Origin of the sequence: Akkermansia sp. GGCC_0220, assembly GCF_017566105.1 — a bacterium.
Lineage (GTDB): Bacteria > Verrucomicrobiota > Verrucomicrobiia > Verrucomicrobiales > Akkermansiaceae > Akkermansia > Akkermansia massiliensis.
In genome coordinates, this window is the sequence record NZ_JABFCI010000027.1 from 1 (window position 1) to 18,189 (window position 18,189).

General features: G+C 54.7%; 19 protein-coding genes and 2 tRNA genes. 15 read left to right on the forward strand and 6 right to left on the reverse strand.

The window, feature by feature from the left end:
* Positions 1-208: 208 nt before the first annotated feature.
* A complete protein-coding gene (locus HJW02_RS12535) occupies positions 209-781 on the reverse strand; it encodes a hypothetical protein (protein WP_146018284.1) in 573 nt (190 codons plus the stop codon).
* Positions 782-1,067: 286 nt separating this feature from the next.
* Here HJW02_RS12535 and dapA point away from each other — a divergent pair, with 286 nt between their 5' ends.
* From dapA to HJW02_RS12565, 6 genes are read left to right on the forward strand one after another with little or no spacing between them, the layout of a single operon-like run.
* Complete coding sequence (dapA, locus tag HJW02_RS12540; RefSeq protein WP_022396966.1) at positions 1,068-1,949, forward strand: 4-hydroxy-tetrahydrodipicolinate synthase; 882 nt, start codon at positions 1,068-1,070, stop codon at positions 1,947-1,949.
* A 12-nt stretch (positions 1,950-1,961) separates the two neighbouring features.
* Positions 1,962-2,702, forward strand: a complete 741-nt coding sequence (gene dapB, locus HJW02_RS12545; RefSeq protein WP_102722906.1) for a 4-hydroxy-tetrahydrodipicolinate reductase — start codon at positions 1,962-1,964, stop codon at positions 2,700-2,702.
* Between the two features lie 40 nt (positions 2,703-2,742).
* Positions 2,743-3,270 carry a 2-amino-4-hydroxy-6-hydroxymethyldihydropteridine diphosphokinase gene (gene folK / locus HJW02_RS12550; protein ID WP_022396964.1) on the forward strand — a complete coding sequence of 176 codons (528 nt, stop codon included), beginning with the start codon at positions 2,743-2,745 and terminating at the stop codon, positions 3,268-3,270.
* A gap of 20 nt (positions 3,271-3,290) precedes the next feature.
* A complete protein-coding gene (gene panB / locus HJW02_RS12555; protein WP_102722905.1) occupies positions 3,291-4,079 on the forward strand; it encodes a 3-methyl-2-oxobutanoate hydroxymethyltransferase in 789 nt (262 codons plus the stop codon).
* 16 nt (positions 4,080-4,095) lie between these two features.
* Positions 4,096-5,031, forward strand: coding sequence for a TIM barrel protein (locus HJW02_RS12560; protein ID WP_022396962.1), 936 nt, complete (start codon positions 4,096-4,098; stop codon positions 5,029-5,031).
* Between the two features lie 47 nt (positions 5,032-5,078).
* Positions 5,079-5,948 carry a M23 family metallopeptidase gene (locus tag HJW02_RS12565; protein ID WP_102722904.1) on the forward strand — a complete coding sequence of 290 codons (870 nt, stop codon included), beginning with the start codon at positions 5,079-5,081 and terminating at the stop codon, positions 5,946-5,948.
* Positions 5,949-5,965: 17 nt separating this feature from the next.
* Here the strand turns inward: HJW02_RS12565 and HJW02_RS12570 are convergent, their stop codons facing one another.
* The gene (locus HJW02_RS12570) at positions 5,966-6,811 is read right to left on the reverse strand and encodes a GYF domain-containing protein (protein WP_022396960.1); all 846 of its coding nucleotides are present in this window, start codon (positions 6,809-6,811) and stop codon (positions 5,966-5,968) included.
* A 352-nt stretch (positions 6,812-7,163) separates the two neighbouring features.
* Positions 7,164-7,288, reverse strand: a tRNA-Pro gene (locus HJW02_RS12575).
* Between the two features lie 146 nt (positions 7,289-7,434).
* Here HJW02_RS12575 and HJW02_RS12580 point away from each other — a divergent pair.
* Together HJW02_RS12580 and HJW02_RS12585 are read left to right on the forward strand one after the other, a co-directional pair.
* Positions 7,435-9,066, forward strand: coding sequence for a hypothetical protein (locus tag HJW02_RS12580; RefSeq protein ID WP_102722902.1), 1,632 nt, complete (start codon positions 7,435-7,437; stop codon positions 9,064-9,066).
* Positions 9,063-9,572 carry a hypothetical protein gene (locus HJW02_RS12585; RefSeq protein ID WP_102722901.1) on the forward strand — a complete coding sequence of 170 codons (510 nt, stop codon included), beginning with the start codon at positions 9,063-9,065 and terminating at the stop codon, positions 9,570-9,572. Before HJW02_RS12580 ends, HJW02_RS12585 begins: the two co-directional genes overlap by 4 nt.
* Positions 9,573-9,964: 392 nt before the next feature.
* Here HJW02_RS12585 and HJW02_RS12590 read toward each other — a convergent pair whose 3' ends face one another.
* Positions 9,965-10,177 carry a hypothetical protein gene (locus HJW02_RS12590; protein WP_102722900.1) on the reverse strand — a complete coding sequence of 71 codons (213 nt, stop codon included), beginning with the start codon at positions 10,175-10,177 and terminating at the stop codon, positions 9,965-9,967.
* Positions 10,178-10,364: 187 nt separating this feature from the next.
* Positions 10,365-10,441: transfer RNA gene (locus HJW02_RS12595), tRNA-Pro, on the reverse strand.
* 95 nt (positions 10,442-10,536) lie between these two features.
* Between HJW02_RS12595 and HJW02_RS12600 the strand changes: the two genes are divergently transcribed.
* Positions 10,537-11,013, forward strand: a complete 477-nt coding sequence (locus HJW02_RS12600) for a GNAT family N-acetyltransferase (protein ID WP_102722899.1) — start codon at positions 10,537-10,539, stop codon at positions 11,011-11,013.
* A 78-nt stretch (positions 11,014-11,091) separates the two neighbouring features.
* Here HJW02_RS12600 and HJW02_RS12605 read toward each other — a convergent pair whose 3' ends face one another.
* The gene (locus tag HJW02_RS12605; RefSeq protein WP_102722909.1) at positions 11,092-11,673 is read right to left on the reverse strand and encodes a SagB/ThcOx family dehydrogenase; all 582 of its coding nucleotides are present in this window, start codon (positions 11,671-11,673) and stop codon (positions 11,092-11,094) included.
* A gap of 302 nt (positions 11,674-11,975) precedes the next feature.
* On the opposite strand from HJW02_RS12605, the gene HJW02_RS12610 reads away from it, so the two are divergent.
* From HJW02_RS12610 to HJW02_RS12635, 6 genes are all read left to right on the forward strand, one after another.
* Positions 11,976-13,664 (forward strand): 30S ribosomal protein S1, encoded by a 1,689-nt coding sequence (locus HJW02_RS12610; protein WP_102712389.1) that lies wholly within the window; start codon positions 11,976-11,978, stop codon positions 13,662-13,664.
* Between the two features lie 136 nt (positions 13,665-13,800).
* Complete coding sequence (locus HJW02_RS12615; RefSeq protein WP_102722898.1) at positions 13,801-14,202, forward strand: metal-dependent transcriptional regulator; 402 nt, start codon at positions 13,801-13,803, stop codon at positions 14,200-14,202.
* Positions 14,203-14,513: 311 nt separating this feature from the next.
* A complete protein-coding gene (gene prfB / locus HJW02_RS12620; protein ID WP_102722908.1) occupies positions 14,514-15,617 on the forward strand; it encodes a peptide chain release factor 2 in 1,104 nt (367 codons plus the stop codon).
* A gap of 18 nt (positions 15,618-15,635) precedes the next feature.
* On the forward strand, positions 15,636-16,355 hold the full coding sequence (gene trmD, locus HJW02_RS12625) for a tRNA (guanosine(37)-N1)-methyltransferase TrmD (protein ID WP_102712393.1): 720 nt from the start codon (positions 15,636-15,638) through the stop codon (positions 16,353-16,355).
* Positions 16,356-16,477: 122 nt separating this feature from the next.
* Positions 16,478-16,633: a small basic protein gene (locus tag HJW02_RS12630; protein ID WP_012419301.1), complete on the forward strand. Its 156-nt coding sequence runs from the start codon at positions 16,478-16,480 to the stop codon at positions 16,631-16,633.
* 206 nt (positions 16,634-16,839) lie between these two features.
* Positions 16,840-18,189 (forward strand): pseudouridine synthase (locus HJW02_RS12635; RefSeq protein ID WP_208050648.1); only part of this gene is annotated, 1,350 nt, incomplete at its 3' end.

The following is an 18,189-nucleotide window of genomic DNA, read 5'->3' on the forward strand; positions in this document are numbered from 1 at the left end:
CGCCGGGATTTTTTTCATCAGGCCCCGCCAGTTCCTCAACTGGCGGGGCTTGTTCTTTTCTTGATGGAAAATCTTGAATCTCTCTTCTCTTCCTCTACTTTGCTAAAAGGAACTGAAGGAGGATGAGGCAACCAAGGAGGACGGCTATCCCTGTCGTAATAGAGTTCTTACCTTACGTAACATTTCCTTAACTATCCCTATTTCTTTCTTAACGGTTTAAGAATATTCCTGCTATTGACGGCACCCGTTCTTCCATCAAAAATGGCGGCGTATGAAATCCCATATCATTCAGAAGCCCGTTGCGGTCATCCTGGGGAACGCCGGCAACATAGGATACCTCGCCGCCAAGGCGTTTGCGTGCCGGGGAACTGTGGTTGCCATGCTGCATGAAGCCGGTGAAGAGTCTTCCCGCGTGGTGGACTGTCTGCCAGGGGGCAATCACTTTGGCATGTCGGGCTGTCTGGGCCATCCTCCGGATCTGGCTTCCTTCGCAGGGCTGGTACATACCCTCTATGGACGAGTCGATTATTTGATCAACTGTGAGGATGCCGCGGTTGAGGTGCAGGGCCTGAATTGTTCCGCACGCAGTCGCCTGTCCATTCTGCTTGAGCACGCTTTTGTTTCCGGCGCCATGGTCGTGAATATGGTCTCCCGTTCCGGAAGAAAGGTAAGATGGAGGGAACAGTGTTGGAAGGGAGATGCCGCAGGGTTGGAAAATTGTCTGAATAGGAAGGACGTCAGGATAAACCAGGTTGTGATTCACCGTCCGGTATTTCGGCACGTCTCCCAGTCTAGGCTGGCTTCCTCCGCGTGTGCGGCGGCGTTATTTCTGTGCGGGAGGGAAGGGCGTCATATTCACCGTGAATACATCGTTGTCAATGGAAGAAAAGCCGCTTGGAAGCCCGGCATGAGGACGGAAGCATCCCTTTCCTTGTTCAACTCCTGTCTGGAATTTTGTTCCGTCTGTTCCCGGACGGTATTCCGGGATGCCTGACAGGCATGCCATATTTCTGTATTCTGTCGTGACAAAAAGTGTCTGTTAATATAGTATATTTCCAAGTAAGGTTATGAAGTTTCAAGGTCTTTATACAGCAATTGTGACTCCGTTTGTCGGCAATCGGGTCGATGAAGAGGCTTTTAGAATGCTTGTGGAAGCCCAGGTGGCTGCCGGCGTGGCCGGCATTGTGGCCGTCGGCACCACGGGTGAATCCCCCACCTTGACTGTAAAAGAACACTTGAGGGTGATTGAACTGGCCGTGGAGAGCGCGGCAGGCCGCATTCAGGTAGTTGCAGGTACGGGGGCCAATTCTACCGCGGAGGCCATCCATATGACCCAGGAGGCGGAGAAGATGGGCGTGGACGGAACGCTTCAGGTGTGCCCTTATTACAACAAGCCCTCCCAGGATGGCGTTTATGCCCATTTCAAGGCCATTGCGGACGCCACCCGCCTGCCGATCATGCTGTACAGCATCCCGGGCCGTTGCGGTATTGAAATCAGCGTGGAGACGGTGGGACGCCTGGCAAAGGACTGTCCCCACATTATTTGCGTGAAAGAGGCCGGCGGCAGCGTGGACCGCGTGAACCAGCTGATGCAGGTGGTTCCGGAAGATTTTACCGTCCTGTGCGGTGATGATGGCCTGACGGTTCCCTTTATGGCCTGTGGCGCCAGTGGCTTGGTTTCCGTAACGTCCAATCTGGTTCCCGGAATCATGAATTCCATCGTGAAAGCCGGCCTGGATCAGAATATGGGTGAAATGCTTTCCCTCCAGAAAACATTTTATCCACTGATGAAGGGCCTCATGACACTGGATTCCAACCCCGTCCCGATCAAGGCGGCGCTGGCGCTGAGGGGGGATATCCAGCCCGGCGTGCGGCTTCCGCTGGTTCCTTTGCCGGAAGAAAAGGAAGCCCAGCTTTCCGCGCTTCTTCAACGTTTCAACGTTCTTTGATATCTCAACTATATGATTTCCATTCTTGTTACAGGCATTTCGGGCCGCATGGGCCAGGCTGTCCAGGAGGCGGTGACGCAGAATCCGGACACCTGCGTGGGCGCCACGTACGACCAGGGGCAGGAGCTTTATCCGGCTCTCGCCAAATGCGACGTCGCCATTGATTTTTCCCACCATGCTTTCACCAGCACCCTGCTGGCGGAAGCCGTAGCCAATAACAAGCCCCTGGTGATAGGCACCACGGGGCATACGGAGCTGGAACGTCAGGAGATTATGGATGCAGCCGCATCCATCCCGATCGTATTTGCGTCCAACTATTCCGCAGGAGTAAACGCCCTGTTCTGGCTGACGCGCAAGGCGGCCCAGATCCTGGGCGGCAGCTGCGACATTGAGGTGATGGAAATGCATCACCGCCACAAGATTGACGCTCCTTCCGGCACGGCCCGGACGCTGGCGGAAATCCTGTCCGGCGCCATTGGCAGGAATTATGAAGACAGCGTGGTTTTTGGCCGCGAAGGCCTGGTGGGTCCCCGTCCCGCCAATGAAATAGGCATGCATTCCCTGCGCGGAGGGGATGTAGTAGGAGACCATACCGTGGTGTTCGCCTCTGACGGAGAACGTTTGGAGCTTACCCACAAGGCATCCAGCCGCATGACGTTTGCCTCCGGAGCGGTCCGTGCAGCTCTCTGGCTGCAGGGCAGGGAACCGGGGCTGTATACCATGGAAGACGTTCTGGGCCTTTCCCAATTATAATTTTTCCGCATCATGGCCGTCTCCCCTTCCCGGAACGGCCATGATGCCTTTTTTGCTGATGAAGAGAGCCGGCATCGCACTGGGATCCAATATGGGGGACAAAAACAGCCTGATGGTTCAGGCCAGGGACCATCTGCTGAAGATGAGCCTGTCCGACGATCCTTTCCTGCAATCCTCCCTGTATGCTACCAGTCCGCAGGGATGTCCGCATGGCGCGGATGATTATTTGAATGCCGTGGTGGAGTTCACCTGGCCCGGTACGGTGGAAGAACTGCTGGTGCATTGCCAGGGCATAGAACGCGCCCTGGGACGCATCCGTTCCGGAATCCGCTGCGAACCCCGTACGGCGGACGTGGACATCATTTACGCGGGGGACATGGTGGTCAACGATCCGCCCCGCCTGATTCTCCCCCATCCCAGAGCTCATTTGAGAAAATTTGTCTTGAAGCCTCTTTCCGACATCAGGCCGGACCTCATTCTGCCCCGCCAGGCTAAAACGGTTTCCTGCCTGCTGGCGGAACTGGATACGGATGAGGCTGACCCGCTCCTGGTATCGGAACGCTGGTAACTGCATGTTTATAGAACATCATGAATCAATCTCTTGAAAAAGCGGAACGCATCCGCGCCTGCAAGAACAGGCGGCACGTGACGCTGGTGACTGCTTATGACTACCCTACGGGCCGCCTTCTGGATGAGGCCGGCGTGGATATTGTGCTGGTAGGCGATTCCGTGGGAATGGTGCTTCTGGGGTTTCCGGATACCACCCATGTGACGCTGGACCACATGATTCACCATGTGGAAGCCACGGCGCGCGGCGTGAAGAATGCCCTGCTGGTGGGAGATATGCCCATTCATACCTATGATACGGTGGAGCAGGCCGTGCAGTCTGCAAGGAGGCTGTTCCATGCCGGAGCGGACGCCGTCAAGCTGGAGGGGGGAGCCGCCCAGGCGGAAAAGATACGTGCCATTGTGGATGCCGGCATTCCCGTGGTAGGGCATATCGGCCTCTTGCCGCAAAAGGTGCTGGAGGAAGGCGGATATAAAATCAAAGGGAAATCCTCCGCTGAGGAGGAAGCCCTGGTGAAGGATGTGGAAGCCGTGGCGGAGGCGGGTGCCTGCGCTGTGGTCGTGGAGGGCGTGACGCCTCATGCGGCCCGCCAGATTACCGTGCATTCCCCCATTCCCACGCTGGGCATCGGTTCCGGCGCGCATACGTGTGACGGGGACGTGGTGGTGATTCATGACCTGGTGGGGGCGTTCCCGTGGTTTGTCCCGGCCTTCGTCAAGCCGCGAGCGGATGTGGCCGGCAGCATGACTGCCGCCGTCAGGGAATGGATGAAGGATTCCTATACGGACCCCGGCTCCATCAGTTCATAACAGTTGACCGTTGCCTATGCTGGTATTTTCTACATGCTGGAACTCCCACCGCCATCAGGACGGGGAAGAGATGATTGATGAAATCCTCTCCCTGGGATTTGACCATGTGGAACTTTCCCACGGCATCAAGCTTTCCCTTCTGCCCGGCATCATGAGGGCGGTGGAAGCCGGAAAGGTTCAGGTGGCCGGGGTCCATAATTATTTCCCGGCACCCATCGACGAGGTGGGGGACGCTCCGGACAGCAGGCCGTTTACCGCAGATTTGCCGCAGGTGCGCGCCAAGGCGATTGAGCTGACGAAAAAATCCATGGAGCAGGGGGCCGCCCTGGGCGCCGGATACATTGTGCTGCACATGGGGACGGTGGAACCTCTGGTGAAGCGTACGGATACGGCTCATTTGCAGAGCCTGGCGCGTCAGGGAATGGTGGAAACGGAGTCATTTGCCGGAACCAAGGGGGAGTTTGTGCGCCGCCGCAACCGGCTTGCTCCCGTTTATCTGGAACGTGCCCGTGAGGCCATCCGGCAGCTTCTGCCCCATGCTGCGGAACTTGGCGTAAAGCTGGGCATTGAAGGGCGCAGCCATTATGAACAGGTTCCCAGCGAGGATGAAATGGGCCTGCTGATGCAGGAATTTGGGGAAAATCCCTTCATCGGGTACTGGCATGACTTCGGTCATATTCAAAGGAAGCACAATCTCCTTATATTGAATCATGAACAATTTCTCCGCAGGATGTCTTCCCATTTGATAGGTGGGCATGTAAACGACGTCAAGTGGCCGTCGCGGGACCACCAGGTTCCCCTGCTGGGCGGCGGAGTGCCGTTTGAACGCCTGCTGCCTTTTTTCCCGCATGGAGTTCCGCTCGTCTGGGAACTCTCCGGACGCGCTTCCGCGGAGGATATCCGTGCGGCGCGCGAATTGTGGACGGAAAAGTTTCCGGAGACGCTGGACTGACCATCTTGTGATTGTAAATCCGGCTCATTGGATATAAAGTCGGCACGATGATAGACAAGACGACATCCCGCGTCATTCTGGGCCTTCTGGGAACGGCCTGCATCCTGATTACGGCGTTTGCCTGGTATAAAACCAGCCATGCCGCCTCTCCGGATGCCGGGATGCGCCATAATATTTATGATGAGGATGTTCCCCGGTCTGCTCCGGTGCCTGTGGATTACCGGATGATTTTGCTGACGCCCCAGGAGCTGGCAAAGGCTCCGCTGGCGGATACGTTCACGTCCCCTCTCGGAGATGAAAACGGCGCCTTTACCTATGTTGCCCAGGGACTGGGTGATATGAATGCCGCCCGTGGAGGGCGGCATACCGGACAGGATTTGAATGGGATTGGTGGCGAGAACACGGATGAGGGACTGCCCGTGAGGGCCGCCGGACGCGGGCTGTTGATTTACGCGGGAGAGCCTTCGCCGGACTGGGGCAATGTCGTCGTCCTGCTCCACCGCCTGCCGGACGGGCGTTTTGTGCAGAGCCTGTACGCTCATTTGAAAACCGTCAGCGACATTCCTTTGGGGGCGCTGGTGGGGCGCGGAGAGCAGATCGGCACGGTCGGAACGGCGCACGGCAATTATCTGGCGCATCTGCATTTTGAGATGATTGAATCCATCGCCCATGAAGCGGGAATGCCGGGCTATGGAAAAACGACGTTCAACCGGATCAATCCGGATGAAGTATTGAAACAATACGCTCCCTCCCCGGAGATGATGATGCCTGATCCCGTTATTGCCCTGAAACAGGTTCAAATGGCGGCGGGATGGGAAAAGCTGCTGGAGAACCTGTACAAGGACAATAGTATGGAAGCGCTGGATAAAATCCTTCCGGACGACCGTCCGGACACGGAGGAAAAGGGAGACCGCTAACCCCGGCGTTTTCCCCGTCAGGAGCGTGTGTCCGGATTTTTGGAGACCAGCTCCTGCTGCTTCCTGGTGATTTGCAGGACGCAGACCAGCCACAGAATGCTGGCCGCCGTCATCAGCGAGCCGATCACCAGAAATGCCGTCAGGTAATGTTCCGCCCCAAAGGGGAAGAGCGCGCACAGGGTCAAAGCCGTGGTAACGAGCAGATACAGCCGCAGCGACCGGGAGGGGGCTTGCAGCATCCATGCCGCCGGATTCTTTGAAGCCCGGTATAATTCCTGAAGGATCAGGGCATTGAGCACCATGCCGACTACCGGCATGCAGCTCAGGAGGACGCTCAGGAATGGCGTGAACCGCAGCCCCGGAATTTGGAAGCCCTGGACATTGGCGGATGCCCGGTACAGCCAGATCAACTGGATGAGCAGGGAAGGAATGAACAGGATGCTGAAAAGGAAAACCAGCGGAACCGCGAAGGACGGCAGGTGAGCCATGTTCTGCTGGATGAGCATCTGGATTTCCTCATAATTGGTGACGTTGTTGGAGAAAACAATCCAGCTGCTCCAGAGCATGAAAGGCAGCAGCACGAAGCACGCCAGGATGGATAATTTGGCAAGCCCGGCCAGAGGATAACGCAAACGGTATTCCTGTTCCGCTGGCTGGTTTTCCTCTTCTGCCTCCTGCAATTCTTTCCGGACGGGGGACATTGACGGCAGAACCTGGTCCACAGGCTGCCATCCATCCATGCCCTGTTTCCAGGTGAGCGTTGTTGAGTCGATCACGCCCTGTCCCAGAAATTCACGGACTTCATATTCGGAATAGGCTCTCGGCTGGGAATCGCCGGGGAGTTTCAGGAAGTATTCACTCATTACCTGTATTTTAGAAAAAGAAGCAGGCTCTGGGCAATGGGAATTTGACGGATGACTGATAAAGTCCCATGCCAGGTGCCTGGCCTTGAATAAAAGCCATGTCGCAAGTCGTCAGAGCGCCGGGGGCTATTAAATTTCCGGAATGGATAGGCTGCTTTTCCTGTGCATATCTCTCCGTACGAACAAGATAATGCTGTTGTGCATGGAACCGCAGGAGAGAGGGCTCAAGCTGGTGTTCAAGTAAAAGTACGGGGGCAGGAAAGTTTATCAACAAGGTCGCGGAATACACAAGTCGGAAAAGAGAAAGACCTTGTAACATGAATGAATTACAAGGTCTTGCAATGGGGAAATATGGTCGAGCTGACAGGATTCGAACCTGCGACCTCTTCGTCCCGAACGAAGAGAATTCAGTTTTTGGCTATTGATAGTCAATGGTTGTGTTCTTGTACCCCTTTCATACCCTTTATTTTCCGCTTGATTATCGTGTCGTTTTAACCTTCCCCTACGTGGCGAATGTGGGGTGAACTACGCGTTAAACGTGTTGATATGTTCAATGGAACATCGGCAGGATACTAGAAGACTGATGGTTCAGTCTTTCCAAAAAATAAACAACACTCAATAAAATGAATAATTATATTCCTTTCAATAAGGCTATTGGTCCGAAGGTTCTCTGTGACGGTTACGAAGCCCTCATTCCGCAGAAACTCGGTGTCGATGAAATGACCTTCACTTTTGATGGAGGCTCGTGCGAACATGCCTCCTGTGCCGGAGCACCGGAAATGTTCATCAAGGTGGAAGAAGAGGCGCTGTATCATTTTGGCGTGGAAGCTGATGATATTGGTCAACTTTTCATTGGAGAGTTCTGCGTATGTGACAAACAGGCTCCTGAAAAACACGGACGTTTGGAATTGGCTACTGGAAAACAGTATTTGAAACCCGGATTCTACAAAGTCAGGATTTCATATGCCAATAACGCCTATAAGCCTGTCAGCGGCAATGCCGTCGCCTTGAATGTGACGATGGATAAAGAACCCATTAAGGAAGGCGACTACTCTGCAGCATCAACCATGAAACGCTCTTTTTCTCCTTCGCCAAAAATCAAACTTTGGACGATTGAAAAGGAAGAAGGAATTACATGCGAACCTTCTCAAAATGTAGAGATTAAATGGGAGAAAAATTCCGTAACGCAAGATGAAGGAATAGATGATTGCCTGTGTATCCCTCTATTGGTGGATGTTCGTACGACTGCCTGCAAGGATACCCAGAACAATGTGTGGAGATTGCGCGTCCAGATGGTATCCAGCGGATGTGACATTGAAATACATACAGGCACCTACAGAAATGCTCTTACCAAACCACCGATCGCTGAAGCCGAGGCTATTGAGGCTGTCAATTGTATGAACGAATATCAAAGCCGAGGCCGAACTTTTAGATGGCATACTCCTGAGGCATCTTTGGCCCATGAGGAGCACCACAAGCAACAGTGGAGGGACACATGTAATTTTTACTGGACCAACTTGAAGGTACAGGAGGAATTGGAAAAGATCCAGGTGTCCTGTGAGCAGTTTCCTGAAATGGATGATGCTTTAAAAGAGATGAAAATGAAGATAGCAGCGACTATGGAAAAATTCCATAAGGAAGCAGATAAATATTTCCTGAGTTTGCCGGATGAAAAAAATACCAGGCCCTATCACGCCGGGCAGAAAAAATTGAATGAAGCCACGGAGTTCGTCATCAATCTGGCGGATCGGAACGGCTGGAACAACGTTCCGCGTCAAATTACCCAACCTGGAGTCATTGAGCCAGTGTGTTATCTGCCTCCTGTCAATGGGGGAAGTGCCAAGGCTGCCAGAACAAGGACTGTGACTCCTCTACAGTTATTCATTGCGGATACTGCGGACTTGCTGAGAGGGAGAATAAGGGTCGGTTTGAAAAATATCAGCGGAGATGTGGTCAAACTTCCTGATGTGATTGACGATCGTACGTCGGATTTCTTTTTTTACACAAGCTTGCAGGCTGGGAGAACCTACCGTTTGAATTCCAGAGTGGGGAAAATCACCTTCTCCCGGGAGTTGCCCTGTCTTGAGCTGTCTCCCGGAGAAGAATACAGGCTTGACATTCCCGTCGATATTTCCCAAATTTCCGAAAAATTGATGGAAGTTCAATCCGGAGAACTGGAAATGCTCTTCTGCAACTGGCATGGAACAGGCTGTTTCCATGGAGTTTTGGAAACAACCGCGTCCGTACTTTTATGAAAAAAATTCTTCTTCCCTGCCTGATCCTGTTGACCTGCCTCCCGTCCCTGGGAGGCGAATTCAACTTTTGGCCGGAGAGCAAGGAGGTGGAATGTTCCGTTGTTCTGGCATCCGAACCTGTCGAGGTGGGCAAGCTTTTTCCGGATTTTACCCTGGTTTTTACCAATAAAAGCCGGAAAGAAGTGCGCCTGCTGGACAGCTTCTATCCTTCAAAGACTCTGAAACCGGATATCATTCTGGAGATATTGGATGGAGAAGCCAGAGAAATAGCTTATTACTGGGCACGTTACCGCGTTGAACGCAGTGTAGAGAACATGAAGTTCACTCTCTTGAAACCCGGGATTCCCTTCCAGGTTCCTATCCGGGGGTTTGCGAAACATGTCATTTACCACCATCCCTTGGAAAGGGGGAAGAAGTATTTGATGAAAGTGACTTACCGGGACGGTTATGGCACACCGGGCCGTTCGGTAGGATATGTGGCAAGGAAAGAATTTGTAACAAAATAACTTTTCTGAAAAATCTACCCCGCTCATGAAATATGAGCGGGGCTTTTTATTGTGGATTTTCAACTTGGTGTCTTTGCACGTCTTCAATTAAAGTCCCTTGGAAAGATGGCTCTGTGTTTGTTGTTGCTTTTTCGTCAAGGAAAGTATCTTTGTCGTAATCATAGACGACAACGGCGTAGTTGATTGCCTTATTGCCAAGAGCATTTTTTCCTCGAAATTCTTCTTGGAGTATGATTTGTCCAAGGTCTGTTTTTTCTTACCCTTTTTGAATTTACAGGTTAATGAAACGTGCTCAAATGAGGCTGGATCGTGAAGGGTAGGTTTAATGAGGGATTCCAGGAGAGGGAAACCTGTAAGTTCCTTCTCCAGACACGATGTTCAGAAACCTTTTTTTAAAAACAAAGAATGCTTGCTCTCTTTGCGAGAACGCGGCAAGGCAACTTTTCTCTGAGCAGGGCTTGTTCTTCTTCAGCCTCAGCTCTTGTTTTGTAGTACAAGTCGGTTTTTTCCCCTGATGCTGCAAATCTGGTCGGTATTCTGATCCTGTAGAGAATTTTGCCCCAACGTTGCATTTTGAAGATGGTAAATCTGAGAGGTTTGCTCATGTGATTTTGTGTCCTTGATACTCTTTATGGATTCAAAATCAATCAGTATGGCACCATTTATTAAACTTAGTGGGCTATATTCACCTTAGTGTAAAATAACAGGAAAATAGGGTTTCTAAGGTGTGAAATTGTTTGAAAAGCAGTATTCAAACAACAAAAAAACCGCCCGAAGGCGGCTTTTAAAAAGTGGTCGAGCTGACAGGATTCGAACCTGCGACCTCTTCGTCCCGAACGAAGCGCGCTACCAGCCTGCGCTACAGCTCGTTGTTTGTGGTGCGGCGAAGTCTACGGTTGAAAGGAGGGTTTGTCCAGTTTTTTTTATTCGCCGCGGCACTTGGTTGTGATACGGTGCCGGGGTTATGATGGATATGCTGGTACGGCTGTATGATTTGCCCGATATTGAAGAAGAGCTGCGGAAGCTGGAGAAGGACGGCATTTTGATCCGGCGGCCGGGGGCTTATGAACGCCATTTGGTGGCTGGATGGGTAGGCCGGAATTTTTCTCCCAAGTGGGTGAGTGAAACGAAGACTGCATTCAGCCGCCAGCCCATTTCCTGTTATATTGCCACACGGGAGAAGAAGATTCTTGGCTTTGCCTGCTATGACGTGACGGCGCGCGGTTTTCTTGGCCCCATGGGGGTTGCGGAGGAGGCGCGCAAGAGCGGCGTGGGCAAGGTTTTGCTGGTTTCCGCATTGAACGCACTCCGTGAGATGGGGCATGCCTACGGCATCATCGGCGGGGTAGGGCCGGCCGATTTTTATGCCCGGACGGTAGGCGCGATGCCCATTGAAGGGAGCTCTCCCGGCATTTACGTGGATATTCTGCCGGAGCCCTGATTCCGCCTGTTGCGGAATTCATTTCCGGTTCCGGATGGCCCCTTTTCCGGCCCATCCAAAGGATGGAACCGGAAGTTGTTATTTTTTATACCCTACCGGATGGCAGAGCATGGGCGTTTGGGGGGAGGCCAGTTTCAGGGCTTTTGCCAGGGCCTCCTTGTTCATGCTGGCCCGTGGGTAGGTAGCCAGTCCCGTTCCGGAGCAGAACAGGGAGATGTTCTGGGAGACGATGCCGGCGTCCATGGCTGCCCAGGGTTCCGCCGTGTCCGTCACAAGAACCAGGCAAACGGGCGCGTCCGCCGGGCGCGCGTCCCCGTCGCTTACGGGGACCATGGCGTGGGCCTTGTGGTCATAGAGGTAGGAGGCGTCTTTCGTGCATACGTAAATTTTGACGTCCTGCCGGTTCATGGCGGACGGGGCGGTACGCTTGCCGGATTCCTGGCGGTTGATTCCGTTGGCGGCCCAGAGCAGGTCTGACAGATCTTTTTGGGAGAGCATTTTTTCAGAAAAGCTCCGGATGGATTGGCGGTCAGACAGGGCTTTCATAATTGGCGCCCCCCGTTCCAGGTCCGGCTGGTCCAGTTTGACGGGTTCCGCGGCGTGAAGGAGGGCTGTTCCGGACAGCCCCGCAGCGAGGAGGGACAGGATGATTTTTTTCATGGCTTTGCGGCGGGAGTGGTTGACGGATGCGGATGTTCCGCATTTTCCCATTAGCCGGAATTTAACATGGGGAGGGAGGGCTACAAGGTTTTTGTGCGCTTGTTTTTGCCGCCATCCGTCGGGGCGCCGCAGGGCCGGAAAAAAATCGGAAGGAGTTTTTCAAGAAAAGCCTTGAGTTCTTGCGTGAAACTGGTATTGAAGGCAACCGATTTTTCGCCCGGCGGGGGAAGGCGCCCCGATTGCCCGCCGGCCAATAAGGGGCCATGAGAAAAATCGGCAATACTAACTCATCAACCATTTAAATGAGCACAACTGAACTGGCGGAACTTATTGACAGCAAGTTCCGCGAATTGCGTGAAGGTTCCATCGTTACCGGAACCATCCAGGAAATCCGTCCCCAAGTCGTTTTGGTGGACATCGGCTACAAGTCCGAAGGCGCTATTTCCATTTCCGAGTTTGAAGACGAGGAAATCGAAGTGGGGGACCAGATCGAGGTCCTTCTGGAACGCCTCGAAAACGACGAAGGCATCGTCGTCCTTTCCAAGGAAAAGGCCGCCCATAAGCAGAACTGGGATAAGATCGTGGGCGTGTACCGCGATGGCGGCCTGGTCAAGGGTAAAGTGAAGAGCGTCGTCAAGGGTGGCCTCATGGTCAACGTTGGCGTGGAAGCTTTCCTTCCCGGTTCCCAGGTGGATATCATTCCTCCGCGCGACCTGAACGAATACGTGGGCAAGGTTTACGAATTCAAGATCGTCAAGGTGAACGACGACCGCAAGAACATCGTCCTTTCCCGCCGCGAAGTGATCGAAGCCGAACGCGCCGACCAGCGCCAGCGCTTCCTTGAAACCGTCAAGGAAGGCGACAAGGTGGAAGGCCTCGTGAAGAACATCACGGACTTCGGCGCCTTTGTCGACCTCCGCGGCATGGACGGCCTGCTTCATATCACGGATATGAGCTGGGGCCGCGTGAACCACCCGAGCGAAATGCTCCACATCGGCCAGTCCCTGGAAGTCGTGATTCTGGAAGTGGACCGCGAAAAGGAACGCGTTTCCCTGGGCCTGAAGCAGATGACGGACAATCCCTGGGCGGACATCGAACGCAAGTACCCGATCAATTCCCATGTCAAGGGCCGCGTGACCAAGCTTCTGCCTTACGGCGCCTTCGTGGAGCTGGAAAAGGGCGTGGAAGGCCTGGTGCACGTTTCCGAACTGTCCTGGGTCAAGAGAATCACCCGTCCGAGCGACGTGCTGAAGCTGGACCAGGAAATCGAAGCCGTGGTGCTTTCCATTTCCGTGAAGGAACAGAAAATCTCCCTCGGCGTTCGCCAGCTGGAAGACAATCCCTGGGCGGATATCGAATCCCGCTTCCCGATCGGCACCGTTATCAAGGGCCAGGTCCGCAACCTTACTCCCTACGGCGCCTTTGTGGGTCTGGAAGAAGGCATCGACGGCATGATCCACGTGTCCGACATGAGCTGGACCCGCAAGATCAACCACCCCTCCGAAGTCCTCAAGAAGGGCGACGAAGTGGAAGCCATCGTTCTGGAAATCAAGAAGGAAGACCAGCGTGTCTCCCTTGGCATCAAGCAGCTTGAGTCTGATCCGTGGGAATCCATCAACGACCGCTTCAAGGTGGGCGACATGGTGACCGGCCAGGTGGCCAAGATCGCCAGCTTCGGCGCCTTTGTGAACCTGAACGGGGACATCGACGGCCTGATTCACATCTCCCAGCTTAGCGAAGACCACGTGGAACGCGTGAAGGACGTGATCAAGGTGGGTGATGAAATCACCGCCCGCGTGATCAAGGTGGACAGCATCGAACGCCGCATCGGCCTTTCCATCAAGGCCGTCAATTACGACACCGAGCAGCTCCGCCGTGAAACCGCCTCCTTTGAAGCTCTCCGCCCGAGCAGCGACATGGTGGGCCTGGAACACGCCTTCAACCTGGCTACCCGTGAAAACGAAGAATGGAGCCCTTCTGAAGAGAAGTAAGCTTATCTACGTAATTCACTGATTGATTTAACCGCCGCGAATAGTGATATTCGCGGCGTTTTTTTTCTCATTCCAAATAAGGATGGAAAAAGTCTTGAGTTAGTTCCGCCTAAGGGATTAACTGTTCTCTTATACCATGTTGGAGCTGACCAAGAGCAATGAGGATTATCTGGAGGCCATCGGGCTGCTGTCTGAAAAGAGCGGAACGGCCCAGGTGCGGGATATTGCAGAGATGCTTAAGGTGAAAATGCCTTCCGTCACGTCTGCCGTCAAGCAGCTGGCGGACATGGGGCTGGTGGAGTACACGCAGTATGCTCCCGTCAAGCTGACGCCCCAGGGCCGCAGAATCGCGGGAAAAATCATTGTCAGCCACGGTATTTTGTTTGATTTCCTGAGGGAGGAACTGGCTCTTCCGGAAGAACGCGCCAATGAGGTTGCCTGCCAGATTGAGCATATCATGACTTTTGAGGAGATTGAAAAGCTCAAGTCCTGCCGGATACGGCCTTTTGAGGGTTCCGGGGAAGATTCTGCCGGGTAGGTTTTAGTTCCGGTGGCGGGCGGGATTTGGATCAAGCCTCCGTTGCGCTTTGGGTGCCGGCTATCCGGGAAGGCCGGGATACCTCCATACACGGCCCTGTGATTCGTTCAGGCTGTGGGATATGTCCTTTCCCCTGCTTTTTCCGCTAGCCGCACCGCCGGGAACAAGGATCTTCCGTCCCTTGCCAGAATCTTATGGAGTATCTCCATGAGAAAATTTCCTTGAAAAAAGAATGACCGGGAGAATCGGTATTTTGCCCTTTTCCGTTCAGGTGATTCGTGATAGGTTCCCGCGCATGGATCCCCATATCGCTGCAGATCTCTCGGCGCTCGACACGGCTGTTTTGCACAGCCGTCTTTCCGAGCTCGGGAGCTATCTTTGACCTGGACGGCATTCAACAACGAGTGGCCGAATTGGACGAACGCATGAGCGCTCCGGATTTCTGGGATGACCAGAATGCCGCGCGGGCGCTGATGGCGGAAGTGAATCCCCTGAAACACAGGATGGAGGCCTTTTCCGGGCTGAAGTCCAGGCTGGAGGATATTGACGCCACCATTGAATTGGCCCAGGAGGCGGATGACGACGACCTGGGCCGGGAGGCCGTGGAGGAGTTTGCCAAATGGCAGAAGTCCCTGGCGGATTTTGAGCTGCTGACCTTGTTGAACGGCCCGCAGGACCAGGCTTCCTGTTATGTGACCATTCACGCCGGGGCAGGCGGCACGGAAGCCTGTGACTGGGCGTCCATGCTGATGCGCATGTACATCCGCTGGTGTGAGCGCCGCGGCTTTTCCGTGACTTATCTGGAAAGCACGGACGGGGATGACGCCGGCATCCGTTCCGTGACCTTGAAGGTGGATGGAGAGTATGCTTACGGTTATTTGAAGAATGAACGCGGCATCCACCGCCTGGTGCGCATTTCTCCCTTTGATTCCGCCGGTAAGCGGCACACTTCCTTCGCCTCCCTGGACGCTACGCCGGAGGTTTCCGATTCCATCAATATTGAGATTCTGGACAAGGATTTGAAGGTGGACACTTACCGTTCCGGCGGCAAGGGCGGCCAGAACGTGAACAAGGTGGAAACCGCCGTGCGCATCACGCACATTCCCTCCGGAGTGATCGTGGCCTGCCAGAACGAACGCAGCCAGCTTCGCAACAAGGAGGAGGCCATGAACATGCTGCGCGCCAAGCTGTACCAGATTGAGGAAGACAAGAAGCAGGCGGAAGCCGACCGCCAGTACAGTGAAAAGGGGGACATCGGCTGGGGCAACCAGATCCGTTCCTACGTCTTCCAGCCTTACCAGATGGTGAAGGATTTGCGCACGGGCGTGGAGTCCGGCAACATTCAGGACGTGATGGACGGCAACCTGGACCCCTTCATTGAGGCCATGCTGCGCGGCCACAAGCGCGAACGCTGACGTTTTCCTTCCCTTCTTATGGCCGCTGGACTGATTATTGACGTTCTCTCCCTGTTCCCGGAGATGGTGGAAGCCCCCCTGGGCGGCAGCATCCTGGGGAAGGCCCGTGAAAAGGGTCTGGTGGAGGTGCGCTGCCATAACATCCGTGACTGGACGGTGGACAAGCACCGCAAGACGGACGACTACCTCTGCGGGGGCGGCCAGGGCATGCTGCTGAAACCGGAACCCATTTTTGCTGCCGTGGAGGAACTCCGCAGGCCGGAAACGCGCGTGGTGCTGATGACCCCGCAGGGCCGCACCTTCAATCAGTCCCTGGCCGGGGAGCTGGCCGCATCCGGCGGCCACCTCATCATTCTCTGCGGGCATTATGAGGGGGTGGACCACCGCGTGGTGGAAGAGCTGGTGGATGTGGAGCTGTCCATCGGGGATTATATTCTCACGAACGGGGCGATTGCCGCCGTGGTGGTGATTGATGCCGTGGCGCGCCTGATTCCCGGTGTGCTGGGGGATGAACGCTCTTCCGTGGAGGAGTCTTTTTCCAACGGCCTTCTGGAGGCGCCCGCCTATACCAAGCCGAATGTGTTCCGCGGGATGGCCGTTCCGGACATTCTGCTGGGCGGCAACCATCCTGCCATTGAAAAGTGGAAGCACGGGAAATCTCTGGAGCGTACGCGGCTGAACCGTCCGGATTTATGGAGGGCGTGGCTGAAGGCGCATCCGGAGGATGCCGTGGAATGAGATATTTGAGCGCCGCGTCAAATTTCTCTTGCCAAGTCCGGGGCCTTCCGTTATAAGACCTCGCCTGCCACCGCGAGAGTGGTGTAAAGCACCTTTCTGAACCTTTTACAAAACACAAGATCATGTCCAAGCATTCCAGCCTCAAAGCAACCGGTACCGTAGGCGGCAAGCGTTCCGTCCTGAAGCGTTTTGAACGCGTCAAGCTTCTCAAGGAACGCGGCGAATGGAAGAAGGGCCAAAGCCCTCTCGGCCTGCCGAAGACCAAGCATGAAGCTTAAGCCTGCTTTTACCCCCTCCGGAGAGTTTCCCGGCGGAGTCATGCACGGCAAGTCATTTTCCTAATACAGGAAGCCTCTCGGATGTCTATGAACCGAGAGGCTTTTTTCTTCCGGCAAAGAAGGCTTTCCCTCTTTTTGGGGCGCGTGAATTGCCGTAATACAAACAATACAAAACCATCCGCTGAGATAGCGGACATTATACCAATATGAGTGAAGAACAACATGGCTCCGAAGAAAACGGAGGTATCCGCATTAATAAATTCCTTGCATCCTGCGGCATTGATTCCCGCCGGGTGGCTGACAGACTGATTGAGGAAGGACGCGTGGAAGTGAACGGGAAGGTTATTGATACGCCCGGAATGAGGGTGACGGAGAAGGATTTCGTGAAGGTGGACGGCCGTCACATGACTCCCATGGAGGAGGTTGTGGTGCTGCTGAACAAGCCGCGCGGGTACGTATGCAGCCGTGAAGCCCAGGGGGCCATAGGCACTGTTTACGACCTGCTGCCGCCGCGCCTGCGCCATCTGAATTACGTGGGACGGCTGGATGCCGATTCCGAAGGCCTCCTGATCATGACGAACAAGGGGGAATTGACCCAAACCCTTTCCCACCCCACCGGCGGGATTGAAAAGGAATACTGGGTGACGGTAGATCAGAATTTTGACAATTCCGTGCTGATGCAGTTCCTGCGCGGAGTCCGCATTCCGGAAGGCAATGCCAAGGCCAAGTACGTCTGCCGCGCTTCCGCGCGCCGCGCCTGTGTTGTTCTGGAACAGGGGCTGAAGCGCCAGGTGCGCCAGATGTTCCAGTGCCTGGGCCTCCGCGTCCGCAAGCTGGTACGCGTGCGCATCGGTTCCCTGTGGGGGGGCGATCTGGAACCCGGAAGCTGGAGATTCCTGGATGATGCGGACGTAGCCCTGCTGCTGAAGAATCCTCCCCGCCAGCGCAAGTACCTGGGCGCTTCCCAGCTTGTCGCCGGGACTTCCGCCAAGGGCGAACAGAGCGGGAAAGACAATGATTCCGATGAAGGTTATGTATTTAATCCGGAAGATTTTGAGGCTGGGGATTCTTATGAACCTACTCCGGAAATGAAAACCCGCTTTGCGGATACGGAGGACGAGGATGAAATCAAGGACGGGGAAGACCTTCGGGATGATTCCGGATTCCGTTCCCGCGAACGCCGGGAAGATGGTTTCCGTGGACGCCGCGAAGGCGGTTTCGGTGGCAATCGCCGTGAGGGAGGCTTCCAGCGTCGTGAAGGAGGTTTCAGAGGAGACCGCCGCGAAGGAGGATTCCAGTGCCGTGAAGGCGGCTTCGGAGGAGACCGCCGCGAAGGAGGATTCCAGCGCCGTGAAGGAGGATTTGGCGGAGACCGCCGCGAGGGAGGCTTCAAACGCCGCGAAGGCGGTTTCGGAGGAGACCGCCGCGAGGGAGGCTTCCAGCGCCGTGAAGGCGGCTTTGGCGGAGACCGCCGTGAAGGAGGATTCCAGCGCCGTGAAGGCGGTTTCGGAGGAGACCGCCGCGAGGGAGGCTTCCAGCGTCGTGAAGGCGGCTTT